Source organism: Xanthobacter autotrophicus ATCC 700552, assembly GCF_043194565.1.
GTDB lineage: Bacteria > Pseudomonadota > Alphaproteobacteria > Rhizobiales > Xanthobacteraceae > Xanthobacter > Xanthobacter autotrophicus_F.
On sequence record NZ_JBAFVS010000013.1, the window covers coordinates 33,111 to 47,588 of the forward strand.

The 14,478-nt window shown below is 68.7% G+C and carries 14 protein-coding genes, 1 tRNA gene and 1 pseudogene; 12 read left to right on the forward strand and 4 right to left on the reverse strand.

The annotated features are described in order from the left end of the window. Nucleotides 1–230 precede the first annotated feature (230 nt). Nucleotides 231–1,118, forward strand: a complete 888-nt coding sequence (locus V5F48_RS14755; RefSeq protein WP_394259331.1) for an aldose 1-epimerase family protein — start codon at nucleotides 231–233, stop codon at nucleotides 1,116–1,118. Nucleotides 1,119–1,227: 109 nt separating this feature from the next. Here V5F48_RS14755 and truA read toward each other — a convergent pair whose 3' ends face one another. From truA to def, 3 genes are all read right to left on the reverse strand, one after another. Next, nucleotides 1,228–1,965, reverse strand: a complete 738-nt coding sequence (gene truA, locus V5F48_RS14760; protein ID WP_394259332.1) for a tRNA pseudouridine(38-40) synthase TruA — start codon at nucleotides 1,963–1,965, stop codon at nucleotides 1,228–1,230. Nucleotides 1,966–1,985: 20 nt separating this feature from the next. Then, nucleotides 1,986–2,909: a methionyl-tRNA formyltransferase gene (gene fmt / locus V5F48_RS14765; RefSeq protein WP_394259333.1), complete on the reverse strand. Its 924-nt coding sequence runs from the start codon at nucleotides 2,907–2,909 to the stop codon at nucleotides 1,986–1,988. A 120-nt stretch (nucleotides 2,910–3,029) separates the two neighbouring features. Continuing rightward, nucleotides 3,030–3,548 carry a peptide deformylase gene (gene def / locus V5F48_RS14770; RefSeq protein WP_394259334.1) on the reverse strand — a complete coding sequence of 173 codons (519 nt, stop codon included), beginning with the start codon at nucleotides 3,546–3,548 and terminating at the stop codon, nucleotides 3,030–3,032. 80 nt (nucleotides 3,549–3,628) lie between these two features. Here def and V5F48_RS14775 point away from each other — a divergent pair, with 80 nt between their 5' ends. The 10 genes and pseudogenes from V5F48_RS14775 (at nucleotide 3,629) to V5F48_RS14820 (ending at nucleotide 12,277) form a co-directional block, all read left to right on the forward strand. After that, entirely contained in the window at nucleotides 3,629–4,795 is a 1,167-nt protein-coding gene (locus tag V5F48_RS14775) for a DNA recombination protein RmuC (protein ID WP_394259335.1), read from the forward strand. Between the two features lie 275 nt (nucleotides 4,796–5,070). Continuing rightward, the gene (gene mutM / locus V5F48_RS14780) at nucleotides 5,071–5,952 is read left to right on the forward strand and encodes a bifunctional DNA-formamidopyrimidine glycosylase/DNA-(apurinic or apyrimidinic site) lyase (RefSeq protein WP_394110389.1); all 882 of its coding nucleotides are present in this window, start codon (nucleotides 5,071–5,073) and stop codon (nucleotides 5,950–5,952) included. A 149-nt stretch (nucleotides 5,953–6,101) separates the two neighbouring features. Continuing rightward, the gene (locus tag V5F48_RS14785) at nucleotides 6,102–6,872 is read left to right on the forward strand and encodes an enoyl-CoA hydratase (RefSeq protein WP_394259336.1); all 771 of its coding nucleotides are present in this window, start codon (nucleotides 6,102–6,104) and stop codon (nucleotides 6,870–6,872) included. Between the two features lie 366 nt (nucleotides 6,873–7,238). Continuing rightward, a tRNA-Leu gene (locus tag V5F48_RS14790) sits at nucleotides 7,239–7,325 on the forward strand. A gap of 144 nt (nucleotides 7,326–7,469) precedes the next feature. Continuing rightward, nucleotides 7,470–7,665 (forward strand): annotated as a pseudogene (locus tag V5F48_RS14795) (hypothetical protein); the annotation flags it as partial. A gap of 120 nt (nucleotides 7,666–7,785) precedes the next feature. Next, nucleotides 7,786–8,364: a MarR family winged helix-turn-helix transcriptional regulator gene (locus V5F48_RS14800; RefSeq protein WP_394259337.1), complete on the forward strand. Its 579-nt coding sequence runs from the start codon at nucleotides 7,786–7,788 to the stop codon at nucleotides 8,362–8,364. Nucleotides 8,365–8,515: 151 nt separating this feature from the next. Beyond that, entirely contained in the window at nucleotides 8,516–9,568 is a 1,053-nt protein-coding gene (locus V5F48_RS14805) for a cupin domain-containing protein (RefSeq protein WP_394259338.1), read from the forward strand. Beyond that, a complete protein-coding gene (locus tag V5F48_RS14810; RefSeq protein ID WP_394259339.1) occupies nucleotides 9,565–10,284 on the forward strand; it encodes a fumarylacetoacetate hydrolase family protein in 720 nt (239 codons plus the stop codon). The genes V5F48_RS14805 and V5F48_RS14810 overlap by 4 nt, the downstream gene beginning before the upstream one ends. Before the next feature lie 50 nt (nucleotides 10,285–10,334). Beyond that, nucleotides 10,335–10,979 carry a maleylacetoacetate isomerase gene (maiA, locus tag V5F48_RS14815; protein ID WP_394259407.1) on the forward strand — a complete coding sequence of 215 codons (645 nt, stop codon included), beginning with the start codon at nucleotides 10,335–10,337 and terminating at the stop codon, nucleotides 10,977–10,979. Between the two features lie 53 nt (nucleotides 10,980–11,032). Next, on the forward strand, nucleotides 11,033–12,277 hold the full coding sequence (locus tag V5F48_RS14820; RefSeq protein WP_394259340.1) for a 3-hydroxybenzoate 6-monooxygenase: 1,245 nt from the start codon (nucleotides 11,033–11,035) through the stop codon (nucleotides 12,275–12,277). 72 nt (nucleotides 12,278–12,349) lie between these two features. Here V5F48_RS14820 and V5F48_RS14825 read toward each other — a convergent pair whose 3' ends face one another. After that, the gene (locus tag V5F48_RS14825) at nucleotides 12,350–13,228 is read right to left on the reverse strand and encodes a LysR substrate-binding domain-containing protein (protein ID WP_394110383.1); all 879 of its coding nucleotides are present in this window, start codon (nucleotides 13,226–13,228) and stop codon (nucleotides 12,350–12,352) included. Nucleotides 13,229–13,380: 152 nt separating this feature from the next. On the opposite strand from V5F48_RS14825, the gene V5F48_RS14830 reads away from it, so the two are divergent. Next, nucleotides 13,381–14,394: a zinc-binding alcohol dehydrogenase family protein gene (locus V5F48_RS14830; RefSeq protein WP_394259341.1), complete on the forward strand. Its 1,014-nt coding sequence runs from the start codon at nucleotides 13,381–13,383 to the stop codon at nucleotides 14,392–14,394. Nucleotides 14,395–14,478: the final 84 nt, after the last annotated feature.

Genomic DNA, 14,478 nt, shown 5'->3' on the forward strand with positions numbered 1-14,478 from the left:
AACGTCTGGCCCGGCACACGCAAGTTGCGGACCACCACAGGCGCTCCGCTGCTGGCCCGCGAAATGTCGCAAATGCGACAGGCAAAGGCCGCCCTGCGGCGAAACCGGCGATGGCTCGGGGGTGTCAGGCAAGCCGCGGGCCGCGTTTCGGACCAAGCCGCGACCAGGTGCTTTTCGTCATCCTCCGATGGTAGGGATGCGGCAGGCGCAGGAGCCGGAGGGCGATGACCATGGCAGGCAAGTCCGTGACCCTGAGTTCGAGCGCGCTGTCGGCGGAGATCGCCCCCCTCGGCGCCGAGCTGGTGCGGCTGCACGATGGCGCGGGCCGCGACCTCCTGTGGCATGGCGATCCGGCCTTCTGGGCGGGGCGGGCGCCGCTGCTGTTTCCCATCGTCGGCCGGCTGCCGGACGATGAGCTGGTCCACGACGGCCAGCGCTATGGCATGAAGCAGCACGGCTTTGCCCGGCGCAGCCTGTTCGATCTGGTGGAGGAGCAGGCCGGGCGCGCCGTGTTCCGGCTGCTGCCGAGCGCTGAGACCCGCGCGCAATATCCCTTCGCCTTCGAGCTCGACGTGGCCTACGGGCTGGACGACGCCACCCTCACCATCGCGGCAACCGTGCGCAATCCGGGATCGGAAAGCCTGCCGGCGAGCTTCGGCTTCCATCCGGCCTTCCTCTGGCCGCTGCCCTATGGCGGCAGCCGGGCCGACCACCGGCTGGTGTTCGAGGCGGCGGAGGACGAGCCGGTGCACCGGCCGGTCGGCGGCCTTCTTTCGGCTGCGACCGAGCCCAATCCGGCGGCGAGCGGGATCATCGCGCCCGACGATGCCATGTTCGAACGGGACGCCCTGATCTTCCGGACCGTCCGCTCGCACCGCATCCGCTTTGGCGTGCCCGGCGCGCCGGGCCTTGAGATCGCCTTTCCGGGCATGCCGCAACTCGGCCTGTGGTCGAAGCCGGGCGCGCCGTTCCTGTGCATCGAGCCCTGGCACGGTTATGCGACGCCGGAGGCCGACGCGCGGCCCTTCGTCGAGAAGCCCGGGCTCGCGCATATTCCGCCGGGCGGCGCGCAGACGTTCGCCATGGCCATCCGCTGGCTGCCCGATATCGCTCTGTGAATTGAGATAAGAGCACGCGTGATCCGTTCGCCTCGGCTCGCGGATGTGCTCCAGCCTATTGCATTTAAAAGATTTTTAGCGACTTGGCGCCGCTTTGCGCGCAGGCGCTTTAATAGCTCACGGCGGCCAGATACAGGCCGGCGGCGGGCGCCATGGGGCCGCAGCGGGTGCGGTCGGCGGCCTTGAGGGCGGCTTCCAGATCGTCGGCGCTCCAGCGGCCTTCGCCCACCCGCATCAGCGAGCCCACCATGGAGCGTACCTGATGGTGCAGGAAGGACCGCGCCGAGGTGATGATGCGGATCTCGTCGCCGGAGCGGGAGACGTCGAGTTGGTCCAGCGTCTTCAGCGGCGAGGCGGCCTGGCATTCGGCGGCGCGGAAGGTGGAGAAATCGTGCTTGCCCAAAAGCCGCTGGGCCGCAACGTGCATGGCCTCGGCGTCAAGCTTCTGCGGAATGCGCCAGGCGCGGTCCCGGTCGAGGGCGAGGTCTGGCCTCCGGTTGACGATGCGGTAGAGATAGTGCCGCTTGGTGGCGGAGAAGCGGGCGTCGAAGCTGTCCGGCACCTCCTCCGCGCTGAGGACGGCGATGGGGTGGGGGCGCAGCTGGGCGGTCATGGCGTCGCGCACAGTGTCGCTGCGCCAGTGCCGCGACAGGTCCACATGGGCCACCTGACCGGTGGCATGAACCCCCGCGTCGGTGCGCCCGGCGCCGGCCACGTGCACATCCTCGCCGCAAAATCTGTGGAACGCCTGCGCCAGCGCACCCTGCACGGTCTCCTGATCCGCCTGGATCTGCCAGCCGGCATAGGAGGTGCCATCATATTCGATGGTGAGCTTGTAGCGAGGCATGGCGGGGGCGAGCCGGCGGCTCAGGCGAGCCGGGTGCCGGCGGGCACGGCATTCCCGTTGAGAAAGCTTGACGCTCCCACGGGCTGCTTGCCGGCCTTCTGCAATTCCACCAGCCGCACCGCGCCGGAGCCGCAGGCGATGGCGAGGCGGTCGTCCAGCGCCTCGCCGGGCGCGCCGGCGCCGTCGGCCAAAGTGGAGCGCAGCACCTTCACCCGCGCCGCATCCGGCCCCAGCGGGAACCAGGCGCCGGGGAAGGGCGAGAGCCCGCGGATGCGGTCGTGCACCACCTGCGCCGGCTGCGACCAGTCGATGCGGGTCTCCGCCTTCTCGATCTTGGCGGCATAGGCGACGCCCGCCTCCGGCTGGGGGGTGAAGGCGAGGCCGCCGCGCTCCAGCGCCGCCAGCGCGCGGGCCATGAGGTCGGCGCCGAGCACCATCATGGCGTCGTGAAGGTCGCCCGCCGTCATGTCGGGGCCGATGGCCATGCGTTCCACCAGGCCCACCGGGCCGGTGTCGAGGCCTTCCTCCATCTGCATGACGCACACGCCCGTCGCCTCATCCCCGGCCATGATGGCGCGCTGGATGGGCGCGGCGCCGCGCCAGCGGGGCAGCAGCGAGCCGTGCAAATTGAGGCAGCCGAGGCGCGGCGCTGCAAGGATCGCCGGCGGCAGGATGAGGCCGTAGGCCACCACCACCGCCACGTCCGCGTCATCGGCGGCAAATTCCGCCGCCGCCTCGGCGCTGCGCAGGCTTTTCGGGGTCAGCACCTTCAGGCCGAAGCGCTCGGCCACCTGATGGACCGGGGAGGGGGTGAGGTCGAGCCCGCGCCGGCCGGCCGGGGCGGGCGCGCGGGTATAGACCGCCACCACCTCGTGCCCGCGACCGACGATCTCGGACAGGGTCGGCACGGCGAAGTCCGGCGTTCCCATGAAGACGATGCGCATGCTGCCTGATCCGGGCCGGCGCGGCCTGCCCGGTCGGGCCCGCGCGGCGGTTGAGCGAAACGACCCGGATGCGACCGCATCGTCGGGAGGGCGGGAACGGCGGTGCCGGCCTTGGTTGCGTCAGACCTCGTCCTTGTGCCGGGCCAGCTTGGTGAACTTCTTGATCACCCGGTCGCGCTTCAGCTTCGAGATGTGGTCGATGAAGAGCACGCCGTTCAAATGGTCGATCTCGTGTTGCACGCAGGTGGCGAACAGCCCGTCCGCCGCCACTTCGCGCACCTGCCCCTCGATATCCTGGAACCGCACGGTGACCCGCGCCGGCCGCTCCACCTCCTCGTAATATTCGGGGATGGAGAGGCAACCCTCGGAGTAGACCGAGGTCTCTTCGGAGGCGGCGATAATCTCGGGATTGATGAGGGCGACGGGCTTCTTGGCCTCGCCCTCGCGCGCGACATCGATGGTGACGACGCGCCTCTGCACGCCCACCTGGATCGCCGCGAGGCCGATGCCCGGCGCGTCGTACATGGTGTCGAACATGTCTTCCACGAGCTTTCGGACCTCGCTGTCGATTTTCTCGACCGATGCCGAGAGGGTGCGCAGCTTGGGCTCGGGGATGATGAGGATGGGTCGCGTCGCCATTCTCGCGAAATAAGCGAAGCTTCGCGTTTGGTCAATATGTTCGCTGTTTGTTCGAATTACGAATCGCGATAGAAGGAGCCATGCGGGAGGCGCTTTTCAGTCTGGCGGGTCACGCCGTCACCCTGGCCGAGGCGGCAGCCCTCGGTGCGGGGCTGCTTGCGCTGCTTGTGTTTATGGTTTTCGTCTCCCTGGTGCGCCAGTCGCAGGCGCGGGCCGCCGCCGCCGCGGAGGAGGCGCTTCGGCGCGACGAAATGGACCGTCGCCTGCGCGAACTTGTCCGCGTCCAGTCGGAAACCGCCGGCCGGGTGCAAAGCATGACGGAGGTGCTTGCCCACCGCCAGAGCGAGTTGGCCCGCGCCGTCGGTGAGCGGCTGGATGCCACCTCCCACCGCATCGGCGAGACGCTTTCCACCAGCGCCCGCGCCACCCATGAGAGCCTGACCCGCATCGCCGAACGCCTCGTCATGGTGGAGAAGGCGGAGCGCAGCCTCACCGACCTCTCCGCCCAGGTGGTGGCGCTGAAGGACACGCTGGCCAACAAGCAGGCGCGGGGTGCCTTCGGGCAGGGCCGCATGGAGGCCATCGTGGCGGACGGCCTGCCGCGCGGCAGCTTCGCCTTCCAGCACACCCTCTCCAACGGCAAGCGGCCGGACTGCGCCATCTTCCTGCCCGGCGATCCGCGCCCGCTGCTGGTGGATTCGAAATTCCCGCTGGAATCGGTCACCGCCTTCCGCGAGGCGCCCTCGGCCGACATCCGCAAGGCGGCGGGGCAGAGATTGCGCAACGATCTGCTGAAGCACGTCTACGATGTAGCCGAGCGCTATTTCGTGCCGGGGGAGACCCAGGACGTGGCCCTCATCTTCGTGCCGTCCGAATCGGTCTATGCGGAGATTTCCGAGCATTTCGACGGGGTGGTGCAGGAGGCCTATCGCCTGCGCGTGGTGCTGGTGTCGCCGTCTTTGCTCATGCTGGCGATCCAGGTGGTGCAGGCCATCGCCAAGGATGCCCGCATGCGTGAGGCGGCGGACCGGGTGCGGGCGGAAGTGGCGGCCCTGGTGGTCGATGTCACGCGCCTGCGCGAGCGGGTGGGCGACCTTGCCAAGCATTTCGCGCAGGTGGGCGACGACGTGGGCCGCGTCATCATCTCCGCCGACAAGATCGCCCGGCGGGGCTTGCGCCTGGAGCAGCTGGATTTCGAGGCTCCCTTGAGCGCGCCGGAAGGGGAACAGGTCACGCCGCTCAAATGACGCCGCTGAAGTGACGCCGCTGAAGTGACGCGGGTCGGGCGATTTGGGTCGCGCGATTCGGGTCAGGTGACGCCGCCAGCCCGGATTTCAGCCGATGGGGCTCCGGCGCGGGCGTGCCCCCGACCGCGGTTTCGCCGCTCGCGCCGCAAGGGCTATCGCAACGCGGGGAAAGGCTGAAGCAACATCTTGCGTGGGGGGCCGGTCGGCCCGATCCTATAAGGCCGTGACGATTCGCGCGCCGGTTGCGGCGTGCCCCACCGAGTTTTGAGAAAAACATGCCCGAATTGCCCGAGGTGGAGACCGTCCGCCGCGGTCTCATGCCCGTCCTGCAGGGTGCCGTGATCGAAAGCGCCGAGGCCCGCCGGCCGGACCTGCGCTGGCCCCTGCCTGAAAACTTCGCCGAGCGCCTCGCCGGGCGCCGGGTCGAGGCCATCGGTCGCCGTGCCAAATACCTCCTCGCCGACCTGGATGGCGGCGAGGTGATGATCCTGCACCTCGGCATGTCGGGGTCCATCCGCATCGAGGGCGCATCGGTGAAGGGCCGGCCGGGCCGCTTCCACCATCCGCGCGCGGCCGGCGGCCTGCACGACCACGTGGTGCTGCACCTGGCCGGCGGCGCCACGGTGACCTTCAACGACCCCAGGCGCTTCGGCGCCATCCTGATCGTCCCCTACGACCAGATCATGTCCCATCCCCTGCTGGCGGGCCTGGGGCCGGAGCCGCTGGGCAACGGCTTCCATGCCGAATATCTGGCCCGCGCCTGCGCCCGCCGGCAGACCGCCCTGAAGGCGGCGCTGCTGGACCAGAAGCTGGTGGCGGGCCTCGGCAACATCTATGTGTGCGAGGCGCTGTTCCGTGCCGGCCTGTCGCCGCGCCGCCTCGCCCACACCCTCGCCACCGCCGACGGCGCGCCCACCCAGCGGGCGGAGCGGTTGGTCACCGCCATCCGCGACGTGCTGCGCGAGGCGATCCACGCCGGCGGCTCCTCCCTGCGCGACCACCGCCAGGTAAATGGCGAGCTTGGCTATTTCCAGCACACCTTCAAGGTCTATGGCCGGGAAGGCCAGCCCTGCCAGACCCTGCACTGCAAGGACACCATCCGCCGCATCGTGCAGAGCGGGCGCTCCACCTTCTACTGCCCCACCTGTCAAAGGTAGTCCGCCAAAGGTCGGGCAGGCCTGCACGGCGACTGTGCGGCATTGCCTCTTCGCCTCGATCCCATGACGGAGTAGAGCACGGTGGCCGTGCGTGCTGGCGCCGTGCGGACCATGAACCGGCGTCACGCCGGGCGAAGAGGAGGAATGGGATGGCATACGAGACGATCCTGGTGGAGCAGCACGACCGCGTGGGGCTCATCCGGCTGAACCGCCCCCAGGCGCTCAACGCGCTCAACGGCCAGCTCATCGGCGAGCTGAACGCGGCGCTGGATGCGTTCGAGCAGGATCGGGGCATCGGCTGCATGGTTCTCACCGGCTCGGAGAAGGCGTTCGCCGCCGGCGCCGACATCAAGGAAATGCAGGTCTTTTCCTATCCGGCGACCTATCTCGACGATTTCATCACCTCCTGGGAGCGCCTGTCCCGCGCCCGCAAGCCGGTGATCGCGGCGGTGGCGGGGTTTGCGCTGGGCGGCGGCTGCGAGCTGGCCATGATGTGCGATTTCATCCTTGCCGCGGACACGGCCCGGTTCGGCCAGCCCGAGATCAAGCTGGGCGTGATGCCCGGTGCCGGCGGCACCCAGCGGCTCACCCGATTCGTGGGCAAGTCCAAGGCCATGGAAATGTGCCTGACCGGCCGCCTGATGGATGCCGCCGAGGCCGAGCGCGCCGGCCTCGTTTCCCGCGTGGTACCGGCCGCCGAACTGCTGGACGAGGCGCTGAAGGTGGCGAAGGTCATCGCCGGCATGTCCGCCCCCGTGGCCATGCAGACGAAGGAGAGCGTCAACCGCTCCTATGAGACCACGCTGGCCGAGGGCATCCGCTTCGAGCGGCGGGTGTTCCAGTCCCAGTTCGGCGTGGCCGACCAGAAGGAAGGCATGGCCGCCTTCATCGAGAAGCGCCCGGCAAAGTTCGAGCACTGAGGGCATGGCCCGCGGGGGGTGCATGGCCCGCGGGGGGTGATTGTGCCGGGTGACGCCGGTGTCGCGGCCCGATGGCTCAGGCCATGGCCGATGGCGGAGCGCTTCCGCCATCGCTGTTGACGTTGCCTGACCTTCTATCCAGCGCCGCGTTCGCGCTGGCGATTGAATCTTGCCTGGTTCGGCGGGGTGAGCGGCGGGATCTGGCACCAAGCTTCTGGTTTGGCGCGGCGGCAGGTTCCGTCGGGGGCGGGGAGCCATGCGGCTGGGCTTGTTCACATCTTTCGATCACGTGGTGCGCGGGTGTTATTGACACGTCCCGCGCCCCCCCTTATGTGAAGCGCTCCTGACGGCGACGCGCCGTCCGGGGCCCAGGTGGCGGAATTGGTAGACGCACCAGCTTCAGGTGCTGGCGCTCGCAAGGGCGTGGAGGTTCGAGTCCTCTCCTGGGCACCATCACCCCTTTCGGGGTAGGTGCAAATAGATCCGAAAACCTCGCAAACGCTCAATTCTCCGGTCCGAGAGGGTCCGGGAGCGTTTGGGGGTATTTTGGGGGGTATCGGCAACGTGCCCCCACTGGCGCCCCCAATGCCCCTCAGCCATCGGCGGGGTCCCTGGCGATCCTTCGAGGCAGTCGAGATCGTGACACTGACCTGGGTCGAGCGGTTCAACAATCGCCGGCTGCTGGAACACATCGGCAATATCCCACCGGCCGAAGCCCACCGGCCGAAGCCCACCGGCCGACGCTGAGGAACGCGACTACGCTATGCTCGACGAGCAACAAATGGCGGCGTGACTCAAATCAAATGGCCTCGGTGAATCCGGGGCGGTTCACGTGACGGCGCTCCGGCAATTGGGGATTGGACCTGCCGGCCGACGGTGCCACGATCGGCGGCCAAGCAAGGGGTGACCGACCGTGCCGAAGGCGCCGCATCAGAGGACCGTACGCCCGCCCGCGTCCCCAAGGAGCCGCAAGGGCGCGCAGGCCGCGGCGGAGCCGGCCGAAGCCGTTGTCCTTGATCTTGAAAGCCTGCCGGGACACCTCATCCGCCGCCTCCAGCAGGTGGCGGTGGCGCTGTTCGCGGAGGAGATGGAAAAGGCCGGGGCGGACCTGACGCCGGTACAGTTCGCCGCGCTCGCCACCGTGCTCGATCATCCTGGCATCGACCAGGCGTCGCTGGCTGGCGTGATCGGCTACGACCGTGCCACCATCGGCGGCGTGGTGGAGCGCCTGGAAGGCAAGGATCTCATCCGACGCATCCAGGCGCCGGGAGACCGGCGGCTGCGTCAGCTCTTCCTCAAGGAGGAGGGCGCCCGCTTGCTGGCAGCGCTCAGCGCGCCGGTGCTGCGGGTGCAGGACCGCATCATGGAGCCCCTGTCGCCGGAGGAACGCGCGACCCTGAAGGCGCTCCTCGCCAAGCTCGTGGACGCCACCAACGAACTGAGCCGAACCCCCACCCGCCCCGCCGTGGTGCGCGAGGAACCCCACGGCTAGGGCCTTATGATTTCAACGTAAACGCAATGGGATAGCGTCTGTGTGGATCACTCTCCGGAGTATCCCGGAGGTGGTTTCATGTGCCTCTTGCGTCCATATAATAAGTATGCTTATGATTATCTAAAATAACATATATGAAGGGAGGACGCGCATGAGTACGACGCTCGGCACGCTGGAGGATCTGCCTCTTGATTATCGCGCGGCGCTGGGGCGCCTCAGCCTCGCGCCGCTGTGGCCCATGATGCGCAACGTGCTGCCCCACGGCGCGCCCCAGCCGGTGAGCCGGGCGCATCTGTGGCGGTTCGATGCGGTGCGCCCGCTGCTGCTGGAAGCCGGAGACCTGACGCCGGTGGAAAAGGCCGAGCGCCGGGTGCTGGTGCTCACCGATCCCGGCCGAGGCGAGGGGGCCATGCAGGCAACCTCCGTGATCTATGTGGGCCTGCAGCTGCTGAAGCCGGGCGAGACCGCGCCCGCCCATCGCCACACCCCCAGCGCCGCACGCATCATCGTGGAAGGGGAGGGGGCATATACGGTGGTGGACGGCGAGAAATGCCCCATGCGCCGCGGCGATCTTGTCCTCACCCCCGGAGGCGCCTGGCACGACCACGGCCATTCGGGCACCGAGCCGGTGATCTGGCTGGATGCCCTCGACCTGCCGCTGTTCGTCTATCTGGAAGGCTCCTATGCGGAGGAAGCGCCGCTGCAGGCGCCGCGCAACCGCCCCGATGCCTCGGAGGCGGAATACCTGTCCGCCGGCCTTGTGCCCGCGCGCCGGCCTGCGGTGTCGAAGCCCAACCGCTATCCCATGCTGCGCTATCCCTGGTCGCGCACCGAGGCGGCCCTCTCGCGCCTCGGCGCCTTCGCCGCGCCGGGGGAGGCGGTGGAGCTCGATTACGTCAATCCGGAAACCGGGGAGAGCTGCCTGCCCACCCTCGGCTTCACCGCCATGATGCTGCGCCCCGGCGAGACGCTGACCCCGCCGCTGCGGTCCTCCAGCGCCGTGTTCCACGTGGTGACCGGCCGCGGCGAGAGCGTGGTGAACGGCGCGCGCTTCGCCTGGGGACCCGCCGACACCTTCTCCGCCCCCGTCTTCTCCACCGTCGCCCACCGGGCGGAGGGTGCGGAGCCGGCCTTTCTCATCCGCATTCACGATCGGCCGCTGCAGGAGCGGCTCGGCTTTTTCGAGGAGCGCCCGCGCCCATGAATGTCTCTGCTGCAACTCCCGCGCTGGTCTTCCCGGCGCCGGCCCAGCCGCTCGTCCCCATCGTGGGCGAGACGGGCCAGTATCCGGTCCATCGCATCTTCTGCGTCGGCCGCAATTATGCGGACCATGCCAAGGAAATGGGCCACGAGGTGGACCGCGAGGCCCCCTTCTACTTCACCAAGCCGGGCACGGCCCTGGTCGCATCCGGAGCGACCATTGCCTATCCGCCGGGTACCGCCAACTATCATTATGAGATGGAACTGGTGGTCGCCATGGGCGCGCCCGCCTTCCGCGTGGCCAGGGAGCATGCCCTTGATGCGGTGTTCGGCTATGGGGCGGGGCTCGACATGACCCGGCGCGACCTCCAGCTCGACGCCCGCGCCAAGGGGCGCCCCTGGGATCTGGGCAAGGCGTTCGAGCAGTCCGCCGTCCTGGCGCCGCTGACCCGCATGGCGGCGTTCGGAGAGATCGGGCCGCAGCGCATCGCCCTTTCGGTGGATGGCGAAGTGCGGCAGCAGGCGCACCTGTCCGATCTCGTCTGGAGCGTGCCGGAGATCATTGCTCACCTGTCCCAATACTATCACCTCGGCCCCGGCGACCTGATCTATACGGGCACGCCGGCGGGTGTCGGCGCGGTGGTTCCCGGCGCGGTGCTGGAGGGCACCATCGACGGCCTCGCGCCGGTCCGCCTCGTGGTCAGCGCGGCGGAGGCATGACCATGCCCGCGCCCGCCCCCGCGCCCGCCATGGCGGAAGCGCAGCCGGAGCTGCGCTTCTTCGGCTATTTTCGCTCGTCAGCCTCCTATCGCTGCCGCATCGCCTTCAACCTGAAAGGGATCACACTGGATTTCGTCGCCGTGCACCTGCGGCGCGGCGGCGGCGAGCAGTTCCAGCCGGCCTTCGCCGGGGTCAATCCCCAGCGCCTCGTACCGGCGCTGGAGGTGGGGCCCGATGTCCTCACCCAGTCGCTCGCCATCATCGAGTGGCTGGAGGAGACGCGGCCCGAGCCCGCCCTGCTGCCCGCCGACCCGTTGGCGCGGGCCCATGTGCGCGCCTTCGCCCTCGCCATCGCGGCGGACATTCATCCGCTCAACAACCTGAGGGTGCTCGCTTATCTCAAGGGTACCCTCGGGCACGATCAGGCCAGCGTGGATACCTGGTACCGCCATTGGGTGGAGGAGGGGCTTGCCGCCTGCGAGGCGCTGATCGCGCGCAACGGCCATGGGCGCTACTGCTTCGGCGACGTGCCGGGGCTCGCCGATATCTGCCTTGTGCCCCAGCTCCACAATGCGCGCCGCTTCCACTGCGACCTGTCGGGATTGTCGCGCCTGAACGCCATCGACGCGGCCCTGGGCGAACACCCGGCCTTCGTCGCCGCCCTTCCCGACCATCAGCCGGACGCCGAGCCCTGACGCCGGCGCCACCCCATATCGAGACAACAAGACTGCCAGCGGAGGACAACGCCATGACCAAAACCCGCATCCTGATCGCCGGCGGCGGCATCGGCGGCCTCGCCACCGCCCTTGGCCTTGCCCGCCGGGGCGTGCCCTCCCTGGTGATGGAGAAGGCGCCGCAGCTCGGCGAGATCGGCGCCGGCATCCAGCTCGGCCCCAACGCCTTCCACTCTTTCGATGCGCTGGGGGTGGGCGATGCCGCCCGCGCCATGGCGGTCTATATCGATCGCCTGCGGCTGATGGATGCCATTTCCGGGGAGGAGATCACCCATATCCGGCTGGACGAGCCGTTCCGCCAGCGGTTCGGCAATCCCTACGCCGTGATCCATCGCGGCGACCTCTACGGGGTGCTGCTGCGGGCCTGCGAGGCGAACCCGCTCGTCGCCCTGCGCACCAGCAGCGAGGTCCTGGGCTACGATCAGGATGAATCCGGGGTCACCGCCCGCCTCGCCAACGGCGAGACCGAGCGCGGGGCCGCGCTGATCGGTGCCGACGGCCTGTGGTCCAATGTGCGCAAGCAGCTTCTCGGCGACGGGCGGCCGCGCGTGTCGGGCCACACCACCTATCGCTCGGTGATCCCCACCGAGCAGATGCCCGAGGATCTGCGCTGGAACGCGGCGACCCTCTGGGCCGGGCCGAAGTGCCATATCGTCCATTATCCGCTGTCGGGCTGGAAGGTGTTCAACCTCGTGGTCACCTACCACAATGACGCGCCCGAGCCGGTGGCCGGCAAGCCGGTCTCGGCCGAGGAGGTGATGGCCGGCTTCACCCATGTGCACGAGCGGGCGCAGAAGATCATCCGCCACGGCTCCGGCTGGAAGCTCTGGGTGCTGTGCGACCGCGATCCGGTGGAACGCTGGACCGACGGGCGCGTGGCGCTGCTGGGCGACGCGGCCCATCCGCAGCTGCAATATTTCGCGCAGGGCGCCTGCATGGCCATGGAGGATGCGGTGGCGCTGGCCCATTGCGTGGACGCCCACCCCGGCGACATGGAAACGGCGCTGAACGCCTATCGTGACCTGAGGGTGCTGCGCACGGCGCGCATCCAGCTCCAGTCGCGGGCCATCGGCGAGCACATCTACCATCCCGCCGGCGCCCACGCGGCCCTGCGCAACACCATCATGCGTTCCTACACGTCGCGGGACTGGTACGACGCGGTGGAATGGCTCTATGGCGGCAACGGGCTGAGCGGCGGCGCGGGTGCCGTGGGCGGAAAGGTCCACGAGGCCCCGGACACTCCCCGCTTGGCGGGATAGCGGCGCATTCGGCAATTCCCGATCGTTGCTTCCCGGACCTTGCCGGCGGGGTCGCCCGACGGCGGGCAAGGATCAGGCGACGGCGGCGGGATAGGCCTGGGCGGCCAGGGTCTCGGTGAGGAAGGTGACGAGGGGGCGCACCAGGTCCGCCTCGGCCCGTTCCTCGCCCACCAGCACGATTTCGGTCATGGGCAAGGCGGGCCAGTGCTCCGGCGCGCGCAGGGCCTGCATGTCGGAGCCGATGAAGGATCGCCCGAGCACGGTCACGCCGAGGCCGCCGGCCACCGCCGCGCGGATGCCGGTGAGGCTGGACGCCGTGCAGGCGGCGAACCAGGGCTGGCGCACCGCGTCCAGCGCCTGGATCATCACCTCGCGATAGGTGCAGGGCGGCGGGAGCAGGACCAGCGGCGCCGGGCGGCTGAAATCGGGCTGGTAGTCGGCGGAGGCCATCCACACCAATTGCTCGCGCCAGATCACCCGGCCGCGCTGGGCGGTGCCGTCCTTCTTGGCGATGACGGCGTCGAGCTGTCCGGCGTCAAAGGCGCCGAGCAACTCGCAACTGAGGGCGGTGCGCAGTTCCATGTGCAGGCCCGGATACAGCCGCTGGAACCGCGCCAGCATGCCCGGCAGCAGGTTCGGCATGAAATCCTCGGACACCCCGAGGCGCAGGCTGCCGACGGTGGGCTCCAGCAGCGAGCGCACCGCGACGTCATTCAACTCCAGCATGCGCCGGGCCATGACCAGCAGCTTTTCCCCCTCGCGGGTGAGGGTGAGCGACCGGCTGGTGCGCTCGAACACGCGGCGCCCCAAAAGGTCCTCGAGCTTTAGGATCTTCTGGCTCACCGCCGATTGCGAACGGCCGACCACCTCGGCGGCGGCGGTGAAGCCGCCGGTCTCGGCCACGGCCACGAAGGCGCGCAGCAGGTCGAGTTCAAGATCGGGAAAGCGCATGGCGATCTATTCGTATATCGATTTTCTGCGATCAGAATTATGCGTTTTCCGTCTTGAAGACAATGCGCCATCCTCCACCCACACCAACCCACGAGGTCGAGCATGCGGGCCAGAGCGCTCGAAGCCGCCTCTTGCCGCACGAAGGTCATGTCATGAAAGCCGTTGGATTTTATGCGTCTCTCCCCATCGAGGACGCGTCGTCCCTGGTCGATGTGGATATTCCGGCGCCGGAGCTGCGGCCCCACGACCTGCTGGTGCGGGTGCGTGCCGTCTCGGTCAATCCGGTGGATGTGAAGGTCCGCGCCAGGACGACGCCGTCCGAGGGCACGGCGCACATCCTCGGCTATGACGCGGTCGGCACCGTCGAAGCGGTTGGCCCTCAGGTGACCCTGTTTCGCCCCGGCGACGAGGTGTTCTACGCCGGCAGCATCGACCGGCCCGGCACCAATTCAGAGCTTCACGCCGTGGATGAGCGCATCGTCGGCCGCAAGCCCGCCACCCTGAGCGATGCCGAGGCGGCGGCGCTGCCGCTCACCGCCATCACCGCCTGGGAATTGCTGTTCGACCGCCTTCGCGTGCCCTACGGGACCAAGACGCAGGACGGCGCCATCCTGATCGTCAACGGGGCAGGCGGGGTCGGCTCCATCCTCACCCAGCTGGCACGGCGGCTCACCGGCCTCACCGTGATCGCCACCGCCTCCCGGCCCGAGACCGTCACATGGTGCGAGAGCATGGGGGCGCACCACGTGATCGACCATCGCGAGCCCCTCGACGCGGGCCTGAAGGCCATCGGCATTGCGCAGGTGGAGTATGTGGCGAGCCTCACCGCCACCGACCAGCATCTGCCGGCCATCGCCAGCGCTCTGGCACCGCAGGGGGCTTTGGCGCTGATCGACGATCCCAAGACCCTCGACATCGTGCCGTTCAAGCGCAAGAGCCTGTCGGTGCATTGGGAACTCATGTTCACCCGCCCGCTGTTCGCCACGCCGGACCTCATCCGCCAGCACCAGTTGCTGAACGAGATTTCGGCGCTGGTGGATGCCGGCCTGCTGCGCACCACCCTGCGCGAGCAACTGGGCGCCATCACCGCCGCCAATCTGCGCAAGGCGCACGCGCTGGTGGAAAGCGGCCGCAGCATCGGCAAGGCCGTTCTGGTCGGCTTCTAGAGCACGCGCCAATCAGATTGCATCGCAATCTGATTGGATACCGCGTTCTCTTTCCTTAAGTTTAGACCGCCTTCCGTTTCGCAT